Source organism: Rothia sp. P5764, assembly GCF_048512965.1.
Taxonomy (GTDB): domain Bacteria; phylum Actinomycetota; class Actinomycetes; order Actinomycetales; family Micrococcaceae; genus Rothia.
On record NZ_JBLXXQ010000001.1, the window covers coordinates 465,080 to 483,974 of the forward strand.

Sequence of the window (18,895 nt, forward strand, 5' to 3'; positions counted from 1 at the left end):
CATATGACACTGAAAGGCTCCACCATGAAGCGCACCCTTGTTCTTTCCACTCTCGCCGTGGCCTCCACCCTGGCGCTGGCCGCCTGCGGTGAGGCCACCGACGCCACCACCGACACCACCACCTCTGCTACCAGCACTGCAACGACTACACCTGAGACGACCGAGACCACCACGGCGACGACTGAGGCGGACGGGGAGATCTCCGCCGATCACAACGACGCGGACATCATGTTTGCCCAGATGATGATCCCCCATCACCAGCAGGCCGTGGAGATGAGTGAGATGCTCCTGGCCAAGGAGGGTATCCCCGCCCAGGTCGTGGAGTTTGCCCAGGGGGTTATTGACGCCCAGGGACCGGAGATTGACCGGATGAACGCCATGCTCGAGGCCTGGGACCAGCAGCCGGTCACCGACTCTGGTGGCATGGATCATGGCAAGATGGGTGGCATGAGCGGGATGATGAGCCAGGAGGACATGACAGCCCTTGAGGAAGCCCAAGGCACCGAGGCTGCCCGCCTCTACCTGGAGCAGATGACCGCCCACCACGAAGGTGCGGTCGACATGGCCCGTGACGAGGTTGCTGACGGCCAGAATCCCCATGCGATCACCCTGGCCGAACAAGTTATCAGCGACCAGGAGGCCGAGATCGCCCAGATGCAGCAGATGCTCACTGACCTATGACAGGTGCCCGTCTTTTTCTGATTCCGAGGACAGGAATCTGAAAAAGAGGGATAACCGTGACGATTGCCACCTGCTGCGGGCGATGGGTCGTTGTCACCGCAGCAGGTGCACCGGGGTGGATGTTTCTTCTCCCTCTGGTCGCACCACTGAGGAAAGGGGTAAGCTCCTGTGTCCAGACCCTTGGAGGACTACGCATTATTGTCCGATACTCACACGGCCGCCCTGGTCTGCCGGCAGGGCAACATTGATTGGTTGTGTCTGCCGCGCTTTGACTCCCAGGCGGCCTTTTCCGCTCTTCTCGGCGACCATCGTGATGGTCCTGGCTAGTAGATGTGCCCGGGGGTTGTCCCGCCGGGCTTTTCCTCATAGCCTCATCCGCCCGCGTCTTATAGGCTGTGAGACAATCTAGTATTGAAACAGACTTTTGACACATAAAGTCAGCTCCATAAGCCTACTTTTGAGCACCGTCGCTCAATATGTCAAAAACGACCGTTCTTGACCAAACAACCAAAAACCAGGAATCCCCGGCATATGACTGTTAGTTTCAATTGACGGTTCATCACCGTTAAAAATGGCGCATCGCACAGCACGATTCACTTTAGTTCTAAATGGTTGAAGGCGGGGTGCTAATTTCCTGGTGGAAATAGTGCCCGTTACCTTCAACAGCAACGAAACCAGCGCTAATGTAGGACGTTGCCAGGCTGCTGTGTGAGCTGCTTGCGGTGGACGCGGGAAATACGAAGTCCGTTGGCAATCACGATGACTTCTGCGACCTCGTGAACCAGCACTACCGCGGCCAATCCCAGCACTCCGGTAATAGCCAAGGGCAACAGGACAACGATGATCGCCATTGACAGGACGATGTTCTGATTCATTATCGCCCGGCCCCGTCGGGCATGGGACAAGGCTTGCGGAATCAGTCTCAAATCATGGCCGGTGAAGGCTACGTCGGCTGATTCTATGGCGGCATCGGCACCGGTAGCGCCCATCGCAATCCCCACGGTAGCGCTAGCCAAGGCAGGGGCATCGTTGATCCCGTCACCGATCATCCCTGTAGGAACCTGCTGCACCGACGAAGCGATTTCACGGGCCTTGTCTTCAGGTCGCAGTTCGGCATGAACGGTGCCTATACCGGCGATTGAAGCCAGCGCGTGGGCAGTACGGGAGTTATCGCCGGTGAGCATCACCACGTCGATTCCCTGGTTATGCAGGTCTCGAATCGCCTCGGCCGCTTCAGGGCGTAGTTCATCGCGCACGCCGATCACGCCAATGACCTGCTCTGCACGAGTGACCATGACGCAGGTTTGCCCGGAGGCTTCCATAGATTCAACAGCGGAAGCAAGCGATTCTGGGGCAATCCATCGAGGACTACCTACCCCGACCTGAACACCATCCAGGACGCCGGTAATGCCGTGTCCTGGCTCTTCGTTAACCGCCGTTGCCTCCGGGATCGCGGGTACTGCTGAGGTGATGGCCGTAGCTAGAGGGTGGGTGCTGTGCTGTTCCAGGGCGGCGGCAACGGCGAGCACCTCTTCGCGGGTCGCAGCATCAACAGTCTGGACTTGCGTGACCACTGGCTGATTGCGTGTGAGTGTTCCAGTTTTATCTACCGCGATGCGGCGCAGGGAACCAAGCCGTTCGAAGGCTGCTCCGCTTTTGATGATGACACCGAATTTGCTGGCAGCTCCGATGGCGGAAACAACGGCGACAGGAACGGCGATGGCCATCGCGCAAGGCGAGGCTGCGACCAGCACGATCAGTGCGCGTGTGATCCATGTTTCGGGATCGCCGAAGATCGCTCCAAGCACAGCGACCAGTACTGCCAGGACGATGACACCGGGAACCAGCGGGCGGGCAATGCGGTCAGCGAGCCGTGCCCGTTCGCCACGTTCCGACTGGGCTTGCTCGACTAGGCTCACCAACGTGGTCAGGGAGTTGTCCGTGCCGTTCGCCGTTGCAGTGACTACTAGAGCGCCGGATGAATTGATGGAACCAGCAGCAACCTGGTCACCCACGGTTACTTCCACGGGAATTGATTCCCCCGTGATAGCGGAGGTGTCTAAGCTGCTTGATCCTTGGCTGACCACGCCATCGGTTGCCAAGCGTTCACCAGGCTTCACGCGCAATGAATCGCCAATCTTGATCTCTGCTGCACTGACCGCGACCGGTGCGCCGTCACGGATGACGGTGGCCGTTTCAGGGACGAGCTTCAACAAAGAGCGCAGGCCCGAGCGTGCCCTGTCCATGGCTTTGTCTTCCAGGGCTTCGGCAATGGAATACAGGAACGCCAGGGCTGCGGCTTCCTCGACATAGCCGAGGATGACCGCACCGGTGGCGCTGATGGTCATTAGCAGCCCAATGCCGAGTTTCCGTTTCGTGAACAGGTTTCGCAGGGCACCGGGCACAAAGGTAAAAGCGCCTAGTAGCAGGCCGATCCAAAACAGCACCAAGGCCACGATGGCGGTGCTTTCGCCGTGGGTGCTCCATTCAAGGACGAGCCCAGTGAGGAAGAAAACGCCTGAGGCTATGGGGACGAGCACATGCCAATCCCGCCACCAGGGCAGTTCCTCTTCGAATTCTTCGGTGGGTTCCGGTGAATCGCAACCGCAGGCGGAACTCATGCTTGCTCCTTGTGTTCTCGATCGGCGCTGGTGGCGCAGTCAGGGCAGGAAGAGTCCAGGCAAGGTACTTGATCATCGACGGCCAACGTCACCTCAACCAGGGCGCTCAGGGCGGTGGTGAGGTGAGGATCGGTGATTTCGTACCGGGTTTTGCGGCCTTCCATTTTCGCCACGACAATCCCGCACCCGCGCAGGCAGGTCAGATGGTTGGAAACGTTGGCGCGGCTCAGTCCCAGGGCCTGGGCAAGTTCCGCTGGGTATCCGGGTTCGTGCAGCAAGGACAGGAGGATGCGTGACCGGGTGGGGTCGGCCATGGCGCGGCCAAGCCGGTTCATCGCATCGATCCGCGACTCAATGTTCATCATGCGATGTACTATACAGCACTTGCTGTACTAGTGGCAGCGCCCAAAATTGATGGTTTTGGGGATGAATAATCTCGCCATTCGAGCTGGATGCTCGAATGGCGAGATTTTACTGGTGCTGGTTTCTCATAACTCTGTTTCGTTAGCTTATAGCCCAAAACCCTATGGTGGACCTTTTTGGACCGTTCGTTGCGGGATGACTCCTTCGGGAATGTTAGTAAGTTCCTCCGACTTCGCGGAATACTTGTTTCATGCTCTCTTTGGACGTTGATTCAGCGAGCCGAAGTTCCAGCCGGTCATCGCTCTGTCCGGAAAGTTGAATTGCTAACAGTTGCCCTGCCGAATCTTTGATGACAATCGAAGCTCGACGGAAATCAGCATCATGTTCCCGGACATATCGTGCGAGAGCAGACTATTTCGGAGCGGTGTCTGCCAATGTAGGGCGAGTGCATTGAGCGCGGTATCTCAAGTATTACCGATACGGCGTCGCATGGTCTTGAGAAACATCAGAAGAGACGGGAATTGGAGGCCCGCAAAGGATAGAGGCAGCCATAATCTCAGGCTGCACAAGACTGAGAGCGATCAGAGCACTTCAATGTCGAACGTGTCCAAATGAGATAGGACTATAAAGAAGAATCCGCGTCTTTGATTCTTCGGTAAAGCGTCGCACGGGACATCCCCATATCCTTGGCGACTTGGGTTGCAGGTTCGCCGGCTTGGATGAGTTTGAATGCGGTGCGGATTTGGGATTCGGTGAAGGTGGAGCGTCGGCCACCGGGGTCGCCGCCGGTGGTGCGGCGTTTGGTGACGGAGTCGGTGATGCGTTCGCGTTTGATCTCTAGTTCCATTTGGGCCAGGGCTGCCATGACGGTGAAGACCATGGCGCCCATGGGTGTTTTAGTATCCACATCACCACCACCCAGGTTGAGCACGCGCAAACCGGTATTGCGATCTCGTAGTTCCTCGGCGAGTTCGAGTATTTTCTGGGTGGAGCGCCCGAGCCTGTCCAAAGTGGTGATCACGAGCGTGTCACCCGGATGCAGTGCGGTCAGTGCTTTATCCTAGCCGGGTCGTTTGGCCAGTGCGCCGTAGGGAGGCATGATGCCTAAGACATGGACAAGTGGCCCTGTTTCTGAATTTGAACTAGCTGTTGCAGGGGAGGTAAAGGCCTGGATGGGAAGACGTGGACTAAGTGCCCGTCAACTGGCAGACAAAATAGGCATGGCCCACTCTGCTTTGTCAAAGAGACTTCGAGGAGTAAGCGCGTTTACCATCAACGACTTAGGTGTGATTGCGGCACATATGGGAATCACCCTCGGACAGCTTCTTGGTCCTGTAGTTGATGCACCTCTCACCGGTGAAGATACAGAAAACCCCGCTCCGGCATCGCCGGAACGGGGTGAATCTGATGAAGATGTGCGCCCTGTGGGGCTCGAACCCACGACCCACGGATTAAAAGTCCGATGCTCTACCAACTGAGCTAAAGGCGCTCCACTGAGACGAACTCAGCGCTTACCACTATACACGCTGAGCACCGTACCCACAAAACCTTATTCACCTGCTGGGCCATCCGCTCGGCAGGCACCCAGCAACTAGGGCTAAACTAGCAGCTATGTCAGCCGCCCGCTTTCACCGCCCCGTCAAGTTCTCCACCGAAAAATTCGAGCGCTTCCAAGGCGACACCAGCCCAGAAGACCTCACAGCCGCCGCCCAAGCCTCCGCCCGCGCTCTTCTTGCCCGCGGCCGGGCTAACGAAGACCCCTCCGTCACCAAACGGCTGGTGCACTTTACCGACGAGTTCGGCATCGAAGCGGTCGCCCAGCTCTGGGCACAAGCTGCACCCGTGACGGTGGCAGGGGCCCTCTGGCGTATCTACGCCCTACGCGGCATCATCCGCGCAAACGCTCAGCTCATGAGCTACTACTACGAGCGCGGTATGCACTCCAACTACCTGGCCCAGGCCCTCGCTGGTGTGCCCTCACCTCCGACTGCCGAAGAAATCTGCTCCACCGTTGATGCCATTCTGGCCGGTGCCTATACCGGTGATTTTGATATAGCGCTGGAACGCTTTGCCGCTTTTTGCCGGGTACTCTCCTTGGGGCAGGACGATATTGCCCTAGAACTAAGGCACGGACAGTCGCTTACCGACCACGGTCACAGACACAGCGCAGATCCTCTCCATCTGCCCTCCCCCGAGGTCAAAGCCGAAGGGGCAAGCCGAGCTCAGCGGCTCCGCACCGCGGCCCGCAAGCTCCTGGGTACGGCAGGGGAACTTGAAGAAGCCGCTGCGCTCTGGCGGGCGGGCACCCTCGACTAGCCGTTCGCCCTACCTTGCTGGCAATAGCTTCTGCCTGGCTTACTTTCTGGGCACGGCAAAGGGCCCCGGTCCACTATTTCTAGCGGGCCGGGACCCCTCACCTATCTACCTGCTGGGGTGCCGGTAAAAGTTTTACCGGCTAGCCCCTAGGCGGCCTTAGCGGCTTACTACGTTCTGGTCGTAACGGTAGATGAAGGCTGCCATAGCATCACGGGCAATCGGGGTGACGGGGCGGAAGCTACCGTCCTCCCAGCCGGTGGTGATGCCAACCGAGTTCAGCCAGGAGATTTCCTTGTAGAACTGGTCACCGGGCTTCACATCGCTGAACTTAGAATCAGCCGGTGCCGCGTAGGCAGGTTCCCCGGCCATGCGGTAGAAGAAGGCTGCCATAGCGTCACGGTTGACGTTAGCCTGGGGGCGGAAGGTGCCATCGGGGTAACCGGTGGTGATACCCATATCGTGCATCCAGGCAATTTCCTTGTAGAACTGATGGCTGGTAGGTACATCAGAGAAAGGTGATTCGCTGGGTGCGGTGTACTGGGGTGAACCAGCCATACGGTAGAAGAAGGCTGCCATAGCGCCGCGCTCAACCTTGTTCAGCGGGCGGAAAGTGCCATCGGGGTAACCGGTGGTGATCTTCTGGTCAGCCAGCCAAGAGATTTCCTTGTAGAACTGGTCGCCGGGCTTCACATCGGTGAAACGGGGCTTGCCCTCAACAACGGAGGGGCTAGTCTCGGTGACGTTGAGGACCTCAGCCTTAGCGCCATCTTCACCGCTCTTGGTGCCGGTTAGGTCACCGCTGGCGTTGTGGAAGTGCAGGAGCAAGGCCTCATTGTTTGTAGCGCTACCGGGACCCTGGCGGTCTACGGTGATGTCGGCATCGGGTGCATCGACAAACAGGCCCTGAGCATCTGAGCTCTTACCAGAGAAAGTGAGCTCAGGTGAGTAGGGGTTGTAGCTAATCCAGTCGGTCTGGTCCACGGTGGATGGTTCGTACCAGGAGTAGGTAGAGACAGAGTAGCGCAGGTTCTTGGCCTTAGCTTCATCCAAACCAATAGCCGACAGTTTAACAGGTAGCGCCATGACGTTGCTATCGAAGGTGTTGGTGTCAACATCACCTAAGGCTCCGTTAAGGGGCTGAACATCCAGCAGAGTCAGCTGACCCTTATCGTAGCCGGTGGTGTAAACCAGCGGATAGTCCAGGCCGGGGAGGCGCTGTGTCATCACAACGTAGTCAGCACGGTTATCACCGTCCAGATCGATTCCCACTTCTACTGCTGTAGTCGGAGTGAGATTTTCCCAGTTAGCCCAGGTTGAAAGGCCGATGGTCATGATGCCGTCCTTGGCTACATCTCCGCCGGAGGCCTCGAGCGCAGGAACGTTGCTGTAAGCGCCCACGTACTGCAGGTCAACGCGCTGGCTGGTCAGAGCACCAAGACGTGAGCTCTGAATACGGTCGCTCTTAGCGCCCAGCTGATAGGCACCAACCAGGGAGGTGTAACCGCCCTGATCTACAGGGCTACCTTCAAGGTCGATCTTTGCTTGGCTTGCATCGTTAGCAAATTCAATGCTTGAGGATGCAGCCTTCATATCAGCAACAGGCTTAGGAGCGATCTGAATAGGCAGACGGGTCTGCTGATCACCTTCAGTCAGGAGCAGGCGACCTGACTCAATGCTCAGATACTGGCGGGCAAAATCAAGCTGTTCAGCTCTACTTGCCGGGTCCAGTGTCTTAGCCAGCTGAGCAGGATCAACAGTCACAGTCACAGTTACCTGTGCCTTCTGGCCGGGCTGGACGGTGACGTTACCGGGGGTAGAGACAGTGACACCGGGAGTCTTTGAGGAAGCCTCGAAGGACAGTGCGTAGGTGTGAGCTACTGAGTCGTAGTTTTCTACGGTCAGGTCGCGGGTGTAGCTCTGAACACCGGCCGTGGGGAGGACCTCAACCACACCAAAGCTCTCGGAAACCTGCGCGGGGGTGTCTGAGTTATAGACCAGCACATTCTGGTTGACGGCCTGGAGAGCATCAACGCGGCCGGAGCCTACACGCTCAACGGACTGGACAGCACCGTCAGCGGTTTTCAGGTCGTGAACAGCAGAGTTCATGATCGCGGCCTTTACCTGGGGAGCTGAGTAGTTCTGGTGAGCCTGGTAGACCAGAGCGGCGATACCGGCTACGTGGGGGCTAGCCATTGAAGTTCCGGTGAAAATAGCCTTACCGTTACCGCTACCCACGGCTGCTGAGCCAATGTTGGTACCGGGGGCGGCAACATCGGGCTTGGTGAAGCCCTGGGAGCCGTGAACGCCCCTACCTGAGGATTCATTGACCCGGTCAAACTGCTCTGAGTCTACAACCAGAGAACCCACCCAGTCGCTTTGGAGCTTAATTTTTAGGTTGCCGGCCTGGGCTGCCGGGCGAACTTTCTCGGCATCACTCTTGCTGAGGCGGATACCGGGGATTGTTGCGTTACCGGCGATGCCGATATTTTCGATCTCCAGGTTAGAAGCCAGGACAACGCCCTTGGCTCCTGCCTTCTCTAGGTTGTCGAAACGGACCTTAGAACCGCAGGGGAAGGTCTCGAAGTTATCGGTCCAATCAATAAAGACCCACTTGCCACCAAAATCAGTGCCTGCGGGGAATGCGTCACAGGCAAACTTGTTATTCTCAGGCGCTGCGACAACGGTGCCGCTAAGCTCTTCCTCAGAAGCAGCGGCATAATCGAAACTAACCGAGTAGGAGCCCTTTACCTGGCCAGCAAGGTCACTAGGAGCCGTTACCTCTGCCTTATCCACATAGGTAGTCGAACCAATCGAGTTGGCTACCGCCAGGGCGGATACAGCGTTTGCTGGGTTACCGGAGACAGAGTAGGTGTCCCCATTACCCTTAGCTGCTGAAGAGTTACCGGCGGCGACAACGCTTAGAATTCCATAGCGGGTCAGAGCATCAACCATGGCGTTCTCAGGGTCATCAATGGCACCAAAGTCGGAGCCCAGTGACATGTTGACCACATCAACACGGTCATCGTATTTACCGTCGCCGTTAGGGTCCAATGCTCGGTCAAGAGCCAGGCCCGTCAGATCGGTTGAGCCCTCACAGCCAAAGACACGCAGCCCAACAAGTTGAGCACCGGGAGCGGTGCCAGCACCGATCTTCATATCGCGCATCTGGTCTTCTGTGATCTTGGTGTAGTCACCCTTGAAGGTGCTACCGTCGGGGTTGACCGCGTAACCAGCTGCAGTGCCAGCAACGTGGGTACCGTGACCGGCGGCCTTGCAGTCTAGGGGGTTACCGTCTGGCTGAGGGACGCGAGTTTTACTGCCGTAGTCATCACCAGCTAGGTCATAACCGCCAATAAATTTCTCGGGGTCGTAGAGGCCAGAATCTGCCGCTGGCATCTCGCTCGAAGCTGAAGCCTTAGCGTAAGCCTCGCTGGTACCGGGACCACCAAACTGGGTGTGGGTGTAATCGATACCGGTATCGATCACAGCGATCTTGACACCTTCACCGGTGAAACCGGTCTGTTGCCAGGAGGCAATGGCCTTGGTATCAATGGCTGAGCCGGCATTTGAAGGGTACTTGGCAACGATGGGGGAAATCTTAACTACATCACTACGCGAGGCAAGCTCACGAATCTTAGCGGCGTCACCGCGCAAGGCAACACCGCGTACGGTGTTGTGGGCAGTGTAAATAACATCTGCACCTGCGGCAGCTGCAGCTGACTGCCCCTGCTTTTCAACAGCTGCGGCAATAGCCTGCACCTGCGCCTGAGCATCAACGGCAGTTGCCTGCCCACCCTGCAGAACAGAGTCCGGCTGAGTACTCTCGTAAGCTCCCTTACCGCGGAACTGGACGAAGACGCTCACCTGGCCTTCAGCGGCCTGCATGGAGGGACTAATAACCTGGTCGCCAATCTGATGGCCAGATTGCACCATATCGTCTACCGAGCCCTGGAAGAGCCGGGCATCTTCTAGGGCACTTGCTGCGGGCAGACCCAAAGTTAGGGCCATACCCAAGCCCAGGACAGATGCCACGCTGGCGCGAGCTACCTTCTTGGGTGTGTATTTTTCATTCATTGAAGGATTCCTTTGAATCAGTGATTCACGGTGTGTAAAAGTGCGAGCGTACAATAACAATGTCGTACATCACATTCTTAGTCAATAGTAACCCAGCTTATTACCCAAATATTTAGCCCCCGCCACACACTGGTGACACAGCAGAGAAGAACTTGCACTAAGCGGCCGCTTCTGCTTTCACTAGAGGCCCCACAAAGACCCCGTACACAGCTTGACAGAGGCACCGCAGAGGAGAAAGATGTATTACAAGATGTCAGGCTGCTAAGGTAGCCCCGGGCTCCAAATCTTTAGCCGCTTCGAGCGGCCTACCGCCGAGAGGCGCTCCCAGCCTGGCATCCCTCAACTTTCATACGGCTTAGGCCGGGCACCACCCTCTTGGGCTGGCTGTCCGGCTTTTGCGTGCCCAAGGGTAGCGCCACCCCAGCATTTGTTAACTTTCTGGCGGTACCATAAGCACAAGCAGACCAGACAGCATCATCAGGAGAAACGGCAAATGCTCCAGCGCATGTTCCCCCAAGAAAACACTTCGCTAAAAGCCCTTGCCGGCCTCTCCGAACAGGTCTCAGCTTCCGCTGCCCTGCTCTCCGAAATGGTGGGTTCCCCCGAAGACCGCTACCCCGAACTGCTCGAAAGAACACTCACCCACGAAGCTGAAACACTCGACATGCTTCTAGCAACCATGACAGCGGTCCGTAGCTCCTTCTCCACACCTATTGCCCGCGAAGATATCTACGCACTCGCTGTTTCTCTCAACACCGCCGTTGAAAAGCTCACCTCCGCCGCAAATATTCTTCACCTCTACGGCATTGTCAGGTTCTCTCCTAAGGCCGCGACCCTTCTTGACCTCATTCAGCGTCAGGCCGTACTCACCACAGGCATCATCCCCAAACTCAGCACCCTGCGCGATATGGACAACTACTGGATAACCATGCTCCGCATCACCAAACAGGCCGTAAGAATCGCAGAGGAGTACGATGCCGATATCCAGGGCCGCTACAAGCAGAGTCGCTATCTGCAAACCAGGCGGTTTATCCATAAATTGGTTGAAGCCTCCGAAGCCATGCGCACCGTCGCCACAGAAATCGGTCGTATCATCGTTCAGGAATCCTAGTGACCCTGCTTCTCTTCGCCCTTAGCTGTATAGCCCTCATCGGCTTCACCTTTGTGACAGGTTTTCACGATGCTCCCAACGCAACAGCGATCCCCGTCAAGACACGAGCACTCACACCCAAGGTAGCTTTACGCACTAGCGCCCTCTTTAACTTTCTGGGCATGGCCCTCACCGGACTTGCTCTGGGATCGGTGACAACACACTGGCTTACTGTTCCCCAGGGCAAGACCGGCCTGGGCATGATCCTGGCAACCCTCACCGCCGCAGTCATGTGGGGGCTCATCACCTGGTGGTTCCGTATGCCCTCGTCCTCAACCCACGCACTCATCAGTGGCCTTGCGGGAGCTGCCTGGGCGGCACAAACAGTAGGGCTTGGCCGTTTTAACCCCTTTTCTGAACCGCTCACCACCTTCCTCATCATTCCCCTGATCCTGGTTCCCCTTGTCCTTTTCTGTTTCTCCTGGGCCGCTGTTTTCCCTTTCTACGGGTTACTTCAAGGCACCTACCCCGCCACCGTCAACAGATTCTCCCGTATTATCCTGTCCCTGGCGAACTCCCTTATATCCCTGGTGCACGGCGTGCAAACAGGGCAGCGAGCTGTGGTGATATATGCGGTTCTACTCCTCTCGGCAGGGCTGGATGTCGCTCCGACGACCTACGTTATATCGGCGATTTTCCTGGCCATGGTGTTGGGCCTGGGCACGGCCCGCGGAAGCTCCCGTATCGGCTACACCTTCGCTCACCAGATGGTCAGAGTCGACCCCCTGCGAGGGGCTATCGCCCAAAGCTCCACCGCTTTAGCGCTCGTGCTTCTGCAGTTCTTCCTGAACACTCCGGTATCGTCCTCCCACCTATCAGCATCGGCAGTTCTGGGCTCCGGGGTTAACCAGCGGTTCGCAGCAGTGCGTCTCAAAATTGTTGTGCGCATTATTTTCACATGGGTCATCACTCTGCCGGCCTGCTTCATACTCTCAGCAGTTTTGCTCCTGGCTCTCTCGCCCCTGCTTTAGCTCAGGGTCTTTCCCCACAAACAGGGGCAAACCCCGACATCGCGGAGTCAGCCACCATTCGCTATATTGGGAAGAGAACCTCGCCCCAAACAGTCTGAAAGTGCCATGCCAAAAGTTGCAATTATCGTTCGCACCAAAGATCGACCTCTCTTTCTGAGGAGAGCTCTAGCCAACATCGCCGAACAAACCTACACGGACTACACGGTAGCTATCGTTAACGACGGTGGTGACCGTGAAGTCGTAGAACAACTGGTAGCACAAGCTCAGGGCCTCTCAGGAATCCAGATCCTTCATACAGGCTCATCAAAGGGCATGGAGGCTGCATCAAACCTGGGCATCAAAGCCACAGAATCGACCTATATAGCCATTCATGACGATGATGACCTCTGGGAACCAACTTTCCTGGAAACTACCGTAGCGGCCCTGGAAGAAACCGACGGGCAGTTAGTCACCGTACGCACTGATGAATATTTTGAACGTATCACCGATCAGGGCACCTTAGAATTCATCGAGTCAAGACCTTTCTGGGGCTTCCTCAACGACATCACGATTCAAGACCTCATGCGTATCAACCGAGCTGTCCCCATCTCTATCCTCTACCGCCGGAGTCTGCACGAAGAGCTAGGCTACTACGACGAATCCTTACCCGTGACCGGAGACTGGGAGTTCAATATCCGGGTAGCCTCCCGCTACCCGGTACACTTTATCGACCAGAACCTCGCTCACTGGTCCAAAAGGCCCCAAGCAGACGGTTCTAACGCCAACAGTGTCTACGCAGGCCAGATACTCCATAACATTTTCGACGGACGGGTACGTGCGCGGGCTATCCGCGAAGACCTCTCACAGCAGGGTCGGCTAGGCTCCTATCTCTTCCAGGCACACCTAGCAAATCAAGTCGATGGCAGAGTAGGGCATAACATTGACTTGACCAACAGCGTCCTTGACGAGCTGGCAGCTATCAACAGCAAGCTGGACCGGTTAGAAGAAACAAGTCGTGCCACCGCAGAGCAGCTTAACCGCATCGAGCGGGCGCTCTCCCTCAAATCACGCCTGGCTCGTCTGGTGAAAGGAAACCGTTAACCATGCCACGTATTCTTGTGCTCGCCGATCTAGGGCAGGTTCAGTACCATGTGGGCGACGAGGCTATGGGCATTACAGTGTCCGCGGAACTTACCCGGCGGGGGTTCGATGTCGTCATCGCAACCCGTGACGTCGAACATTCCAGGCAATATATTGGGTCCGCAAGCGACTATATGGCAACCCTGCAGGTACCCTGGCCCCCTGCTGAACGTGAGCTTTATATTGCTGAGCTCCGCGCTCATTTAGCAGGTGCACCAGCACGGTCAGAAATCACAGATTTTGTGCACAATGTATCAGCAGTAGACGGCATAGTTATAGCTGGTGGCGGCAATATGAACTCCACCTATGGCTGGCTACTCTACGAGCGGGTTGCCTATGCTCTGATCGCTCAGGCCTATCAAATACCCCTGGTTATTTCGGGTCAGTCTCTGGGACCGGTTCTTACCGAAGCCGATGCAAAGGTTCTGCACGAGATGCTCGATATAGCCCAGCTCGTTGGCCTGCGCGAATCTAGCTCCTACAGCTGGGCCCTGTCCCGCGGTCTTAAAGCTAACCTCATTGCAGATGACGCTACTTTCTACCAGCATAAGCACCGCTCCCTACCCGGACGCCCGATTGTTGATTTACCCGAGAACTATATCTGTGCCACCTTCAACGGCTTGAACTCCGGGCAGTCCCGGATAATCGGTCAGATTCTGGACGATATGCACCGCCAGTACGGCCTAGGCACCGTCTTCCTGCCCCATATGGGCCAGCCCCAGCAGGAGCAACAGGGCGATGTAGCGGTTCACCGAGAGATTGCCTCACACATGTTCTCGAACCCCATTGAGCTACCGGTCGTCCATGCAGACGACGCCGTCCAGGTACACAGGGGAGCTTACATCGGTTTTTCGACCCGCTACCACCCCGGGGTATTTTCCCTCTCAGCGGGTATTCCTTTCGTAGCCCTGCTACCCGATGCTTTTACCGACATGCGGGTACGAGGAATGATGAGCCAGTACGGTGCAGAGAACTACGCTATACCCCTGGCCCTCTTAAACTCAGCAGCCCCCCTTGAGGCACTGCACGAGGTAGTTCAGCTACGCCCTGAGCTTTCTGCAAGCCTGCAAGCACGCACAAACCGCCTGAGTGCTTTCTCAGCTCAGTGGTGGGATGCCGTATCCACTGTCTTAACCCACAAGAGCAGCCATCTGGCCCCAACTATCCAAAATCTAGACAGTACTCCCACGCTTTTTACCGGTGAATGGAATCTCACTAATCTGCTGGTTCGTGACGATATTGCCGAGATTTCGCTGGCAGCCTCCCTAGCTCGCGCTGAAAGTGACCGAGCGCTTTCCTGGGACTACCAGCGTCTGCTCCAGCGCGACCGTGCCCAAGCCCGCGCCGATGAACTCGAGCGTAGGAACGCGGAGCTGGCTGATTCTCTGATTGAGGCAGAAGAAAACGCCACTCTACGCGGCTGGGTACGCCGCAAGATGCGCGGAGAGTAAAAAGGAACCCAGCTCCCGTCTGGGAGCTGGGCTTCTTTTATTTTTTAGCCGAAACGGCCTGAGACGTAATCCTCGGTGGACTTTTCTCGGGGGTTGTTGAAGATTTCCTGGGTGGGGGCATATTCAATGAGCTTGCCCGGTTTACCCGTTCCCGCAATGTTGAAGAAGGCGGTCTTGTCTGAGACGCGAGCGGCCTGCTGCATATTGTGGGTCACGATCACCACGGTGAACTCTTCTTTCAGCTCATTGATAAGATCCTCCACGGCCAGTGTAGAGATAGGGTCCAGGGCGGAGCAGGGCTCGTCCATCAGGATTACATCAGGTTTGACCGCTATGGAGCGGGCAATGCACAGGCGCTGCTGCTGACCGCCCGACAGGCCGGAACCCGGCTTATCTAGACGATCCTTAACCTCCTTCCAGAGGTTAGCACCGCGCAACGAGCTCTCAACCAGCTCATCGGCGTCACTCCTAGAAATTTTGCGGTTGTTGAGCCTGACCCCTGCTAAGACGTTTTCACGGATTGACATGGTGGGGAAGGGGTTAGGCCGCTGGAAAACCATGCCGATCTGCGAGCGCACGGTCACGGGGTCTACTCCCTTGCCGTAGAGGTCGTCCCCGTCGAGCAGGACCTTGCCTTCGACCCGGGCGCCGGGGATAACTTCGTGCATGCGGTTGAGGGTACGCAGGAAGGTTGACTTGCCACAGCCGGAGGGGCCGATGAAGGCGGTCACTGTTCGTGGCTCAATGGCCATGGTGATATCTTCTACCGCGAGAAAGTCACCGTAGTACACGTTCAGGTTTTCAACGTCGATACGCTTTGACATGTGTTTTCCTTTTTCAAGATGAAGTCTCTAAAGAGGGAGGCCGCTCGGGCCGGGTGCTTAGCGCCCGGTCTTGGGGGCGAAGAATTTGGCGATAAGGCGGGCTGTTAGGTTCAGGATCATCACAATCAGAATCAGAATCAGTGCCGCCGCCCAGGCGCGGGTCTCGGAAACTCCGGCTGCGGTGGGGCTGGTCGGTGACATGATCTGGTAGTAGATATAGGTGGGTAGTGTGGCCATCCAGCCGCCCAGGGCGTTCCAGTTGATGGAGGTGACGAAGCCTGCGGTTACCAGAATCGGGGCGGTTTCACCGATAACTCGGGCGATAGCCAGGGTGACACCGGATGCGATACCTGAGATTGCGGTAGGGATGACGACTTTCATGATGGTTCGCCATTTACGCACGCCCAGCGCGTAGGCCGCTTCACGCAGTTCGTTGGGCACGATTCGGAGCATTTCTTCGGCGTTACGAACTACGGTGGGAATCATGAGCACCGATAGCGCTACCGCAGCGACCAGACCCATACGGTTCATAGGGTCACCCGAGATAAGGGCGAAGAAAGAGGCGGCAAAAAGACCGGCCACGATTGAGGGGATACCCGTCATAACGTCCACGAAGAAGGTAATTGCTTTGGACAACCATTTACCCTGGCCGTATTCAACCAGGTAGATAGCGGTTAGTAGGCCAATCGGCACAGAGATCACGGTGGCAAGCAGGGTGATCTCTAAGGTGCCAAGGATGGCGTGGTAGATACCGCCCAGTACCGGTCCGGTGCCCTCGGCTGCCGCGTTGTCGTGGACGCCGGTGACGCCCTTCATGGATGTACTCAGGAAGTTACCGGAGAGGCCGGGGATGCCCCGGGCGAGTACGGTGTAGAGAACCGACACCAGGGGTAGCAGAGCTAGAAGGAAGGTGCCATAGACCAGGTAGCTGGCAAAGGCGTCCTGCCCCTTTCGTTTGCCTTCAATGGAGCCTAGGGCTAGTGGCCCGGCCAGGACAAAGATGAGCGCGGAGAAAACAGCGAAGGTTGCTATGGAGAAACCCATGAGGGAGCTGGCTGCAGCGCCCAGGATAAGAGCGCCCAGACCAACAGCCGGAGCAAGCCAGCGGGGGGCCTGGCGGCTGGTAAAGCGGGATTTGCTGCTAGCTACAGACATTAGTTAGCTCCTGAGAAGTCCTTGTAGCGGGACACAATCATGCGGGCCATGATATTGACCATGAGGGTGATGACGAAGAGCACCATACCGGCGGCAATCAGCTCTGACATGCGTAGCCCGTAGGCTTCGGGGAAGTTCAGGGCGATTTCCGAGGCGAAGGTTTGGTTACCTGAGGTGATGAGTGAAGCGGTCAGTGGGCCGGAGGCTAGTACCAGGGTCACAGCCATGGTTTCGCCCAGGGCGCGGCCTAGGGCTAGCATGACCGATGAGATGATGCCGCCGCGGGCAAAAGGAAGGACCGTCATCCGTATCATTTCCCAGCGAGTTGCACCTAGCCCCAGGGCGGCTTCCTGTTGCAGGAGCGGGGTCTGAACAAAAATCTCACGGCACATGGAGGTGATGATGGGCAGAATCATGATGCCCAGCACGATGCCCGCGGTCAGGATGGTTTTACCGGTCTGTGAGGCGGGACCGGCAAAGATGGGCAGGAAACCACAGTAGGTTGCTAGCCAGTCGTAGAAAGGAACAATCTTGGGCGCTAGCACCGAGGCGCCCCAGGCACCGAAGATAACGGAGGGGATAGCTGCTAGCAGGTCAGTGACGTAGCCGATGCTCTGGGCCAGCTTACGCGGGGCATAATGGGAGATAAAGAGCGCTACACCAATACCGATAGGGGTGGCAAGGAGTAGGGCGATAGCCGAGGCAATCAGTGTACCGATGGCCAGCGGCCCGATGTACTGAACAAAACTACCGCTGGGCAGTTCAGCCGGGTCAGAGGTGAAGACCGGTAGAGCCTGAGCCACCAGGAAGATAGCAACAGCTGCAAGAACGACTAGGATTAGGACACCCGCACCCAGGGAAATACCCGAGAAAATTTTGTCGGCCGCTGGGTTGCCGACAGCGGGCAGGTCTTGAGTTTTCGCGCGGCCACCTGCTGGGCCATGCTGCGATACTTCGGTAGTTGACATAGTAATTGATTTGAGCCTTTGGCCTTGTCTTACTCGAGACGGTGCGGCTAGTTATCACAACTAGCCGCACCGTTGGCGGGGTGAGAGTTACTTAGTAACGGTGATGGATTCGACTGCCTTCTGGGCATCAGTGCTCAGTGCCGATGTCAGAGGGGCAGATGAGGCTGCGTCTGCAGCGTCCTTCTGGCCCTGCTCGCTGACGACGTAGCTCTCGTAGGCCTTGACTAGGCTTGCCTTGTCCTCATCTGAGTAGCCGGAGCAGACGATATGGTAGGAGACCAGGACTACGGGGTAGGCCGTGGGGTCTTCGGGGGTGCGGTTGACCTGGATTGCCATGTCGTTCTTGTTCATGCCGCCTACCCGCTCTGAAAGTTCAACGGCTTTTGCGGCAGTCTCTGCGGAGAGCTCAACGTAATCATCACCGACCTTGACGTTTACCTTGCCGAGGTTGCCGATAGCGGAGGCATCAGCGTAGGTGATAGCGCCCTCGGTAGATGAGGTGGTGGAGACAACACCGGAGGTGCCCTTGTTAGATTCACCGGAGTACTGGGAGGGCCAGTTACCGTCTGCTTCTACGTCCCAGGCGCCGTTGGAGGCGGCTTGCAGGTATTCGGTGAAGTTCTCGGTGGTACCGGAGTCATCGGAGCGGTGTACCACGGTGATCTTGGTGTCGGGCAGGGTGACGCCCTCGTTCTGGGAGGCGATAGCTGCATCCTTCCAGGTGGTGATTTCACCCTTGAAAATTTTGGCCATGGTTTCGCCATCGAGGTTGAGGGAGTCAATGCCGGGCAGGTTGAAGGCAATAGCAACGGGTGAGATGTAGACCGGGATGTTGATTGCGCCGTCGGGGCCGCAGACTTCCTTGGATTTTTCCCACTCTTCGGTCTTGAGGGCGCGGTCGGAGCCTGCGAAAGCGGCGCCACCAGCCAGAAAGGCCTCGCGGCCAGCACCGGAGCCATCGGGTGAGTACTGGACGGTACCGCCGATGTTGGCGAAGCCGGTTTCCCAGGCTGTGATGGCTGCCTGCTGTGAGGATGCGCCAACACCGGTCAGGGCGCTTGAGGGGAGGGAGGACGAGCTACCACCGGCGCTGGAGCCGGTTCCGGTTGCGTTATCTGAGCCGCAAGCGGTGAGGGCGAGTGCGCCAACAAATGCAAGTGAGCTCCAGCGAGCGAGTGACTTAGCCTTCACGGTATGAGGAT

13 protein-coding genes, 1 tRNA gene and 3 pseudogenes are annotated in these 18,895 nt (G+C 57.2%); 8 read left to right on the forward strand and 9 right to left on the reverse strand.

Features of this window, described 5'->3' with window-relative positions; all coding sequences use genetic code 11:
* Positions 1 to 24 precede the first annotated feature (24 nt).
* Together ACN08Y_RS02155 and ACN08Y_RS02160 are read left to right on the forward strand one after the other, a co-directional pair.
* Entirely contained in the window at positions 25 to 681 is a 657-nt protein-coding gene (locus ACN08Y_RS02155; RefSeq protein WP_419111703.1) for a DUF305 domain-containing protein, read from the forward strand.
* A gap of 168 nt (positions 682 to 849) precedes the next feature.
* Positions 850 to 999 (forward strand): annotated as a pseudogene (locus ACN08Y_RS02160) (trehalase-like domain-containing protein); the annotation flags it as partial.
* Positions 1,000 to 1,361: 362 nt separating this feature from the next.
* Here the strand turns inward: ACN08Y_RS02160 and ACN08Y_RS02165 are convergent.
* From ACN08Y_RS02165 to ACN08Y_RS02175, 3 genes and pseudogenes are all read right to left on the reverse strand, one after another.
* Complete coding sequence (locus ACN08Y_RS02165) at positions 1,362 to 3,302, reverse strand: heavy metal translocating P-type ATPase (RefSeq protein WP_419111704.1); 1,941 nt, start codon at positions 3,300 to 3,302, stop codon at positions 1,362 to 1,364.
* Positions 3,299 to 3,667 (reverse strand): Cd(II)/Pb(II)-sensing metalloregulatory transcriptional regulator CmtR, encoded by a 369-nt coding sequence (gene cmtR / locus ACN08Y_RS02170; protein WP_083092137.1) that lies wholly within the window; start codon positions 3,665 to 3,667, stop codon positions 3,299 to 3,301. The genes ACN08Y_RS02165 and cmtR overlap by 4 nt, the downstream gene beginning before the upstream one ends.
* 620 nt (positions 3,668 to 4,287) lie before the next feature.
* Positions 4,288 to 4,725, reverse strand: a pseudogene (locus ACN08Y_RS02175) (recombinase family protein); the annotation flags it as partial.
* A 112-nt stretch (positions 4,726 to 4,837) separates the two neighbouring features.
* Between ACN08Y_RS02175 and ACN08Y_RS02180 the strand changes: the two are divergent.
* Positions 4,838 to 4,990 (forward strand): annotated as a pseudogene (locus ACN08Y_RS02180) (helix-turn-helix domain-containing protein); the annotation flags it as partial.
* A gap of 91 nt (positions 4,991 to 5,081) precedes the next feature.
* Here the strand turns inward: ACN08Y_RS02180 and ACN08Y_RS02185 are convergent.
* Positions 5,082 to 5,154 (reverse strand) — tRNA-Lys (locus ACN08Y_RS02185).
* Positions 5,155 to 5,276: 122 nt separating this feature from the next.
* Here ACN08Y_RS02185 and ACN08Y_RS02190 point away from each other — a divergent pair.
* Positions 5,277 to 5,981 carry a histone acetyltransferase gene (locus ACN08Y_RS02190; protein ID WP_419099039.1) on the forward strand — a complete coding sequence of 235 codons (705 nt, stop codon included), beginning with the start codon at positions 5,277 to 5,279 and terminating at the stop codon, positions 5,979 to 5,981.
* Between the two features lie 156 nt (positions 5,982 to 6,137).
* Here ACN08Y_RS02190 and ACN08Y_RS02195 read toward each other — a convergent pair whose 3' ends face one another.
* Positions 6,138 to 10,055, reverse strand: a complete 3,918-nt coding sequence (locus ACN08Y_RS02195) for a S8 family serine peptidase (RefSeq protein WP_419111705.1) — start codon at positions 10,053 to 10,055, stop codon at positions 6,138 to 6,140.
* A gap of 493 nt (positions 10,056 to 10,548) precedes the next feature.
* On the opposite strand from ACN08Y_RS02195, the gene ACN08Y_RS02200 reads away from it, so the two are divergent.
* The 4 genes from ACN08Y_RS02200 (at position 10,549) to ACN08Y_RS02215 (ending at position 14,746) form a co-directional block, all read left to right on the forward strand.
* Complete coding sequence (locus ACN08Y_RS02200; protein WP_419099037.1) at positions 10,549 to 11,166, forward strand: DUF47 domain-containing protein; 618 nt, start codon at positions 10,549 to 10,551, stop codon at positions 11,164 to 11,166.
* Positions 11,166 to 12,176: an inorganic phosphate transporter gene (locus tag ACN08Y_RS02205; protein ID WP_419111706.1), complete on the forward strand. Its 1,011-nt coding sequence runs from the start codon at positions 11,166 to 11,168 to the stop codon at positions 12,174 to 12,176. The genes ACN08Y_RS02200 and ACN08Y_RS02205 overlap by 1 nt, the downstream gene beginning before the upstream one ends.
* Before the next feature lie 105 nt (positions 12,177 to 12,281).
* Positions 12,282 to 13,256: a glycosyltransferase family 2 protein gene (locus ACN08Y_RS02210; protein ID WP_419111707.1), complete on the forward strand. Its 975-nt coding sequence runs from the start codon at positions 12,282 to 12,284 to the stop codon at positions 13,254 to 13,256.
* A 2-nt stretch (positions 13,257 to 13,258) separates the two neighbouring features.
* Positions 13,259 to 14,746: a polysaccharide pyruvyl transferase family protein gene (locus ACN08Y_RS02215; protein ID WP_419111708.1), complete on the forward strand. Its 1,488-nt coding sequence runs from the start codon at positions 13,259 to 13,261 to the stop codon at positions 14,744 to 14,746.
* Between the two features lie 44 nt (positions 14,747 to 14,790).
* Here ACN08Y_RS02215 and pstB read toward each other — a convergent pair whose 3' ends face one another.
* The 4 genes from pstB to pstS all read right to left on the reverse strand — a co-directional run bounded on the left by pstB (position 14,791) and on the right by pstS (position 18,884).
* Positions 14,791 to 15,570, reverse strand: coding sequence for a phosphate ABC transporter ATP-binding protein PstB (gene pstB, locus ACN08Y_RS02220; RefSeq protein ID WP_419099033.1), 780 nt, complete (start codon positions 15,568 to 15,570; stop codon positions 14,791 to 14,793).
* A gap of 57 nt (positions 15,571 to 15,627) precedes the next feature.
* The gene (gene pstA / locus ACN08Y_RS02225; protein WP_419110927.1) at positions 15,628 to 16,725 is read right to left on the reverse strand and encodes a phosphate ABC transporter permease PstA; all 1,098 of its coding nucleotides are present in this window, start codon (positions 16,723 to 16,725) and stop codon (positions 15,628 to 15,630) included.
* A complete protein-coding gene (gene pstC / locus ACN08Y_RS02230) occupies positions 16,725 to 17,693 on the reverse strand; it encodes a phosphate ABC transporter permease subunit PstC (protein WP_419111709.1) in 969 nt (322 codons plus the stop codon). The genes pstA and pstC overlap by 1 nt, the downstream gene beginning before the upstream one ends.
* 87 nt (positions 17,694 to 17,780) lie before the next feature.
* Positions 17,781 to 18,884, reverse strand: a complete 1,104-nt coding sequence (pstS, locus tag ACN08Y_RS02235) for a phosphate ABC transporter substrate-binding protein PstS (protein ID WP_419111710.1) — start codon at positions 18,882 to 18,884, stop codon at positions 17,781 to 17,783.
* Positions 18,885 to 18,895: the final 11 nt, after the last annotated feature.